The sequence below is a fragment of the Kribbella sp. genome (assembly GCF_035687465.1).
GTDB lineage: Bacteria > Actinomycetota > Actinomycetes > Propionibacteriales > Kribbellaceae > Kribbella.
On the sequence record NZ_DASRXP010000191.1, the window covers coordinates 1 to 5819 of the forward strand.

A 5819-nucleotide genomic window follows, 5' to 3' on the forward strand; every position below is an offset into this window, starting at 1 on the left:
CCCCGGCGGTGATGACCTTGCCGGCGAACTCCGGGTTCGCCTTCGCGGTGTCGGACACCAGGGTGTCGGTCTGCTGGATCAGCTTGTCGCCCTCGGCCGTCGTACCGGTGGCCTTCGCGATCGTCTTCACCTGGTCCTGCCACGTCACGCCGTACGTGTTCTTGGTGCCGGCCGGAGCGGCGATGGTCGGCGCGATGCCGTTGAAGGTGTCGTACTGCTTCTTGTCGTTACGGGAGTTCACATACAGGATCAGATCCGGCTTCAGCGCCGCGATCTCCTCGAAGTTCGGCTCGAACGACTGGACCAGCTTCGGCGCCGGCCGGTCACCGAGGGTCTCCTTCACCCACGTCCTCAGCTCGGTGTAGCCGAACCAGTCCGCACCCGCGACCGGCACGACACCGAGAGCGATCGCCGTCTCCATGTCACCGCCCCCGATCGCCACGATCCGCTCGGGCTTGGCCTTGATCGTGGTCGACCCGAACAGATGATCGATGGTCACCGGGAAGCCGGCACTCGCGGTCGACGCGGCGGACTCGTCCGTGTCGTCGTTGCCGCAGGCGACAAGCCCCAGCACCAGAGCGAGTACTACGAAGGCGGACTTGATACGCAACGACACGACACCGGGCTCCTCACTCGGACCACTGACAAAGGGGAGCCTAACCTAAGTCCTCGCGCGGGCCGACTGAGGGGAAGGAAGACCGTGGGCTAGGTGAGGTAGAGACCGGCTCCGACGAGGGCGGCCCAGGTGAGGCCGGCGACGAGCAGGACGCGGTCGCGGAAGAGTTCGTGCTCGGGGAGTTCGCCGCGGCCGGTGGAGACCAGGAGGCCGTAGCGCAGCAGGGCGGTGAGGAAGGGGACGAAGGAGAGGGTGAGCAGTTGGTGGACCACGTCGTCGCTCACGTACTGGAACGCCCAGAGGCCGTACGACAGCGAGGTCCCGATCAGGGCGATGGTCATCAGCTGGTCCAGCCAGGCTGCCGTGTAGGCCGCCAGGACCGGCCGGCTGCGGGCGTCGGAGACCGTCGATGCCCGCTCGGCCCGGCGCTTCCCGGCGACCAGGAACAGTGCACCGAACAACGAGACGAGCAGGAACCAGTTGGACACCGGCACACCGACCGCGGTACCGCCAGCAGCAGCTCGCAGTACGAAGCCCAGAGCGACGAGGACCACATCCACGACGGCGACGTGCTTCAGTCCGTAGACGTACGAGAGCTGCGCGACTAGATACCCGAGACCCAGCAGGAACGTCGGTACGCCGAGGTAGGCAGCTGTGGTCAGTCCGGCGACAGCGGCTCCACAGCCCCAGATCACCGCGACCACCGGAGTCACCGAGCCGGCGGCGACCGGGCGGTACTGCTTCTTCGGGTGACGCCGATCGTCAGGCGCGTCACGGACATCGTTGAACGCGTAGATCGCGATCGACAGGAGGATGAAGGCGACGGCGGCGATCGTTGCTCGCAGCAACACCATCGGATGAGTGATCACCCCGGCGGCTGCGGGAGCCGCGAACAGCATCATTGCCTTGTGCCACTGCTGCGGCCGGCTGAGCCGGAGCAGAGACTGGCGCTGCGAGATCCGCTTTGCGACGGCCGGAGGGTTGCGGAGGTCGGTCATCGTGCCACGACATAGAAGAAGTCGCGCTGGTCCGCGACCAGATAGCGATCGGCCGGCGGATTCATCGACGGCAGCAGCTTGCGGCTGTGGATACCGCCACCCGCCGTCGGCTGCTCGATATTGAAGCTGACGATGGCCGGGTGAATGTCCAGTTCCATCCCCTGCTCGATCCCGGCCTGGTGCATGGCCGCGGCTAGCGTCGCCAGGGTCAGACCGCTACCGGCCACATAGACGAGGTCACCTCGGGCGTCGGTTCCGAGACCCGAGCGCCAGGTGTACTGGTACTGGCTGCGACTGCTGCCCCAGCGGCCTTGCCAGTTGCTGCTCAGACCGTCGACGATCTTGCCGTCGACGATCAGCATGTCGAGGTTCTGCCGCACAGCGACCACGTTCGGGGACATTCGGACGGTCTTGTTCCAGCTGCCGATCGTGGCAGTGCCGGAGGTGTCGATGACCACTGAGGCGCGCCCGTCGACCAGCGGCAGCGCGGACGAGTCGGTCGTCCACCACCCGCCGTTGGAATCCTTCATCTTGAATCCGGAGTTGAATGCGGCAACGAGTCCGGACCGCGCGGAGTTCGGAATCGAGTAGCCGTCCTTCGACGCCAGCCCCACCACCGGTTCTCTGGTGCCGGGCATCAACCGCAGCCTGTCCGTGGATTGCGGGATCAGGGCGGCCGCCGCTGTCACCGGCAGATGACCAGGATCGGGCCGGAACCAGGTGGTCCACAGCAGGGATTTGCCGTTCGTGCCCTGCCGGGCCGGACTCCAGGAGCCTTCGTGAGCGAGCGCCTTGACGCCCGGCAGGGTCTTGATCACCGGCAAGGTCTTGATCACCGGCAAGTCGGCCGCCTGGCCGGACGCCGGTGCGCCTTGCTCGACGGCCGGGATGTCCTGCGGTGTACCGGTGACCGGAGGTGCCTGGTGGGAGTACTTCCAGGTCTCGATCGCGTCGATCATCTTCCCGCCGCCGTGATCACGGATCCATTCGACGGACCGCACCGCGAAGGTCGCGTTGCCCGGGTACGTCAGCGCGCGGACGTAGGAAATGCCCGGTACTACTAGCAGCCCGGCGACCACGAGCGCGATCCACTTCGCCCGCCGCCGGCGGCGGATCTTCCTTGCAGGTCTGGGAACTGACTGCTTCATACCATCAGTAGAACGATTCGATGCTGAGAGGAAGCGGAGAGATCTCAGCGCAGCTGCGCCGGCAGCACCCGCGCGGGAAGATGGCGCAGTACGCGCACCGCGAGAGCCATCGGCGCCGGCGCCCAGACGACAGTCCGGCGGCCCCGCAACGCCAGCGCGACCCGCCACGCGACCTTCTCGGGAGTGGTCGCCAACGGCGGTTTCTGCAGGCCCTCGGTCATTCTGGTGGCGACGAACCCGGGACGGACCACCAGGACCCGGACGCCCGCCTTGGCTGCCTGCGGAGCAAGCAGTACCGCGGTCGAGTCCGCCAACTGCTTACCCAGGGAGTACGCGGCGATCGACTGGCGTGGCCGGACGGCCGCCGCGGACGAGATCAGCACGAGCTTTCCACAGCCTGCCGCGCTGAGGCGCTGGACGAGTGCGCGGACCAGCAACGCCACAGCCAGTCCGTTGACGACAAGCCCGTCGGTGAAGGATTCCTCGTCCATCGAGCCCACCGCCACCACGGCCAGATCCAGCTGATGATCCGCGTTCAGATGGGCCAGGAGTCCGTCGATCTCCTCGGCCTGCAGCGTTGCGTCGTACTGCGCGGTCGTGACGTAGTAGCCGACGTCACGCAACAGTTCGGCATTGCGCCACAACTCACCACTAGGCCGCCCAGCCAGTACTACGCGACGCGGCGGTGGCCCGAGCAGTTCCACCAACACGGCCATGCCGATCTCCGACGACCCGCCCACGAGCAACGCAGTACCGGTTGTCATGACAGCAGCTCCAACCGTTGTGCCAGCGCGGAGGTCATCCGGCGGTCGGGGTCCAACCGGGCCTGTGTGCGACGCCAGGTGTCGAGACGCGGGTACATCCGCGGGATGAGCTCCGCGTCGACAACCACGTCCTTGGCGAGGTAGACGCGGCCGCCCGCGTCCGCGACCATCTCGTCCAGAGCTTGCAGCGGACTGTCGTCGCGCAACCAGCGAGCGGGCAGATCGACGGCCAGCGTCCACCCGTGGATCGGGAACGACAACGGACCGGCCGTACCGAAGCCGAGATTCTTCAGCGTGGTCAAGGCAGGCGGCATCCGCCGGCCCACGAGGTACGCCAACGCCTGGAGCAAGACCTTCTCACCATCAGCCGGTACTGCGAACTGGTACTGCACCAATCCGCCACGGCCGAAGGCGGCAGGCCAGGACTCGGCTCGATCCAACGGACACAAGGCCGTTGTCAATGGCAACAGACTGCCGCTCCGAGGCACAGACAGATGCCAACGTGCGGAGGATGCCGCCGCGATCGTTGCCCCGAACACCACTCCTGGTCCGGGCAGCGAACGCATCCCCTGCGCCGAGCCGCGGCCCCGCCGCTCCGGGAATGGCGGGACAGCGGGCGGTAGGTCGGCCGCCCGAGCCGGACGGCATTCATCCACGACTGCCCGGCCAAGCCGGCGACCTGGTGCGTGCGTGTCCAGCCAGCCGACCGCGTGGAGCTCGGGATCCAGCTCCTGCCGGGCCGCGAGTGAGCGCAGTACCTCGATCGTCTCGTCGAGCGACCGGGTGCGATGCCGCCGGCGGGTGGCCCAGCCGGTCTCCACCCGCTGCAGCTGGACCGCGGCCTCCAGGATGATCCCGGTCAGGCCCATGCCGCCGATCGTCGCCCAGAAGCCGTCCGGGTCCTGGCCGGCTGAGAGTTGGGTGACCGTGCCATCGGAGCGGAGGAGTAGGAGCCAGAGCACGTGCTGCCCGAACGACCCGGCCCCAGGATGGTTCTTCCCGTGGACGTCACTCGCGATGGCGCCGCCGACAGTAATCCGTTCCGTGCCGGGAAGGACCGGTGGCAGCCAGCCGAGTGGGAGGGTCTGCTCGACCACGTCGCCCAGGAGAGCCCCGCTCTCGATCACGATGACGCCGTTGGCCTGGTCGAAGGACACGAGCTGGTTGTGCGCGGTCAGGTCGAGAACGGTCCCCTGGTCCGGCAGAGCGGCGTCCCCGTAACTGCGGCCGGCGCCACGGACCGTCACCTGGGGTGCGGAGCGGATGGCCCGGACCAGGTCGTCATCGGACACCGGCCGGCGTACCAGGCCGCGTCGGTGGGACGCCCGGCCCCAGCCCGACAACGCCGTCGTGGGTTCGTCGGGATTCATGCCGTCGGCCTGGATCCGCGTCGCTGCCTGAGGATCTCGAGGCCGACCGGGATCAGCGAGATCACCACGATGACGGCGATGATGGGCAGCAGGTACTGGTCGATGCCGGGGATCCGCGAACCCAGCAGATGCCCGGCCAGGACCAGCCCGACCGTCCAGATCACCCCACCGATCACCTGCCACTGGGTGAACTTCCGGGCATCGATCCGCAAGGCGCCGGCCAGCGGGTTCATCACCGTGCGCACGCCCGGGATGAAACGGGCGAGTACCACCGCCCGCCCCACGCCGTACGACTCGAGATGCTCGCGGGCGCGCTGCGCGGCCAGCGTCATCCGCGGGCGGCCGGGGCGTTCGATCAGCGCCGGTCCGAAGCGTCGGCCCAGCAGGTAGCCGACCTCGGCTCCCGCGACAGCTCCCAGCGGAGCGAAAACCAGCGTGAGCGGTAGCGACAGGGTCGATGCGGTCAGCAGGCCGGCCGTGAACAGCAAGGAGTCACCCGGCAGGAAGAATCCGATCAGCAGACCGGTCTCGGCGAACATCACCAAGAGCACGGCCAGCGGGCCCAGCTGGGACAGCAGACTGTGCGGGTCGAGCAGGCTCATCGGTCAGACTCCACAGTTGACGAAACATCCATGAGACCGACGCTAGGGACTGCTCGCTGAGAGCAGGCTGAGGGAGAATCCGCGCATAGGCGCTCAGGTGCCGGTCGACGACGGTGTCCCAGGTCATGGCCGGATCGGTGTGCCGGTTGTGGTCCTGGATCCGGCGCAGCAGGGACGGGTCGGTCAGCAGCCCGACGGTTGCGGCAGCCATCGCCCGATCGGTGTCCACCAGGAAGCCCTCGACGCCCGGAAGTTCACCCAGTGGCAGGTGATCGGTGGGGTGATCTGGACGGTCGGGCTGGTCCTGGCCGGGCATCTGCT

Annotated in this window: 7 protein-coding genes; 1 reads left to right on the forward strand and 6 read right to left on the reverse strand. The window is 67.7% G+C overall.

Going from position 1 to position 5819, the window contains the following annotated elements; translation table 11 throughout:
* The 6 genes from VFG33_RS09565 to VFG33_RS09590 all read right to left on the reverse strand — a co-directional run.
* A partial coding sequence (locus tag VFG33_RS09565; protein ID WP_325024596.1) for an ABC transporter substrate-binding protein occupies nucleotides 1-616 on the reverse strand: 616 nt, incomplete at its 3' end.
* Between the two features lie 89 nt (nucleotides 617-705).
* A complete protein-coding gene (locus VFG33_RS09570) occupies nucleotides 706-1614 on the reverse strand; it encodes a decaprenyl-phosphate phosphoribosyltransferase (protein WP_325024597.1) in 909 nt (302 codons plus the stop codon).
* Nucleotides 1611-2762, reverse strand: coding sequence for a phosphodiester glycosidase family protein (locus VFG33_RS09575; RefSeq protein WP_325024599.1), 1152 nt, complete (start codon nucleotides 2760-2762; stop codon nucleotides 1611-1613). The genes VFG33_RS09570 and VFG33_RS09575 overlap by 4 nt, the downstream gene beginning before the upstream one ends.
* A gap of 44 nt (nucleotides 2763-2806) precedes the next feature.
* On the reverse strand, nucleotides 2807-3526 hold the full coding sequence (locus VFG33_RS09580; RefSeq protein ID WP_325024601.1) for an SDR family NAD(P)-dependent oxidoreductase: 720 nt from the start codon (nucleotides 3524-3526) through the stop codon (nucleotides 2807-2809).
* The gene (locus tag VFG33_RS09585) at nucleotides 3523-4896 is read right to left on the reverse strand and encodes an FAD-binding protein (RefSeq protein WP_325024603.1); all 1374 of its coding nucleotides are present in this window, start codon (nucleotides 4894-4896) and stop codon (nucleotides 3523-3525) included. Before VFG33_RS09585 ends, VFG33_RS09580 begins: the two co-directional genes overlap by 4 nt.
* Nucleotides 4893-5498, reverse strand: coding sequence for a DedA family protein (locus VFG33_RS09590; RefSeq protein WP_325024605.1), 606 nt, complete (start codon nucleotides 5496-5498; stop codon nucleotides 4893-4895). The genes VFG33_RS09585 and VFG33_RS09590 overlap by 4 nt, the downstream gene beginning before the upstream one ends.
* Nucleotides 5499-5595: 97 nt before the next feature.
* On the opposite strand from VFG33_RS09590, the gene VFG33_RS09595 reads away from it, so the two are divergent.
* A partial coding sequence (locus tag VFG33_RS09595; RefSeq protein ID WP_524538125.1) for a hypothetical protein occupies nucleotides 5596-5819 on the forward strand: 224 nt, incomplete at its 3' end.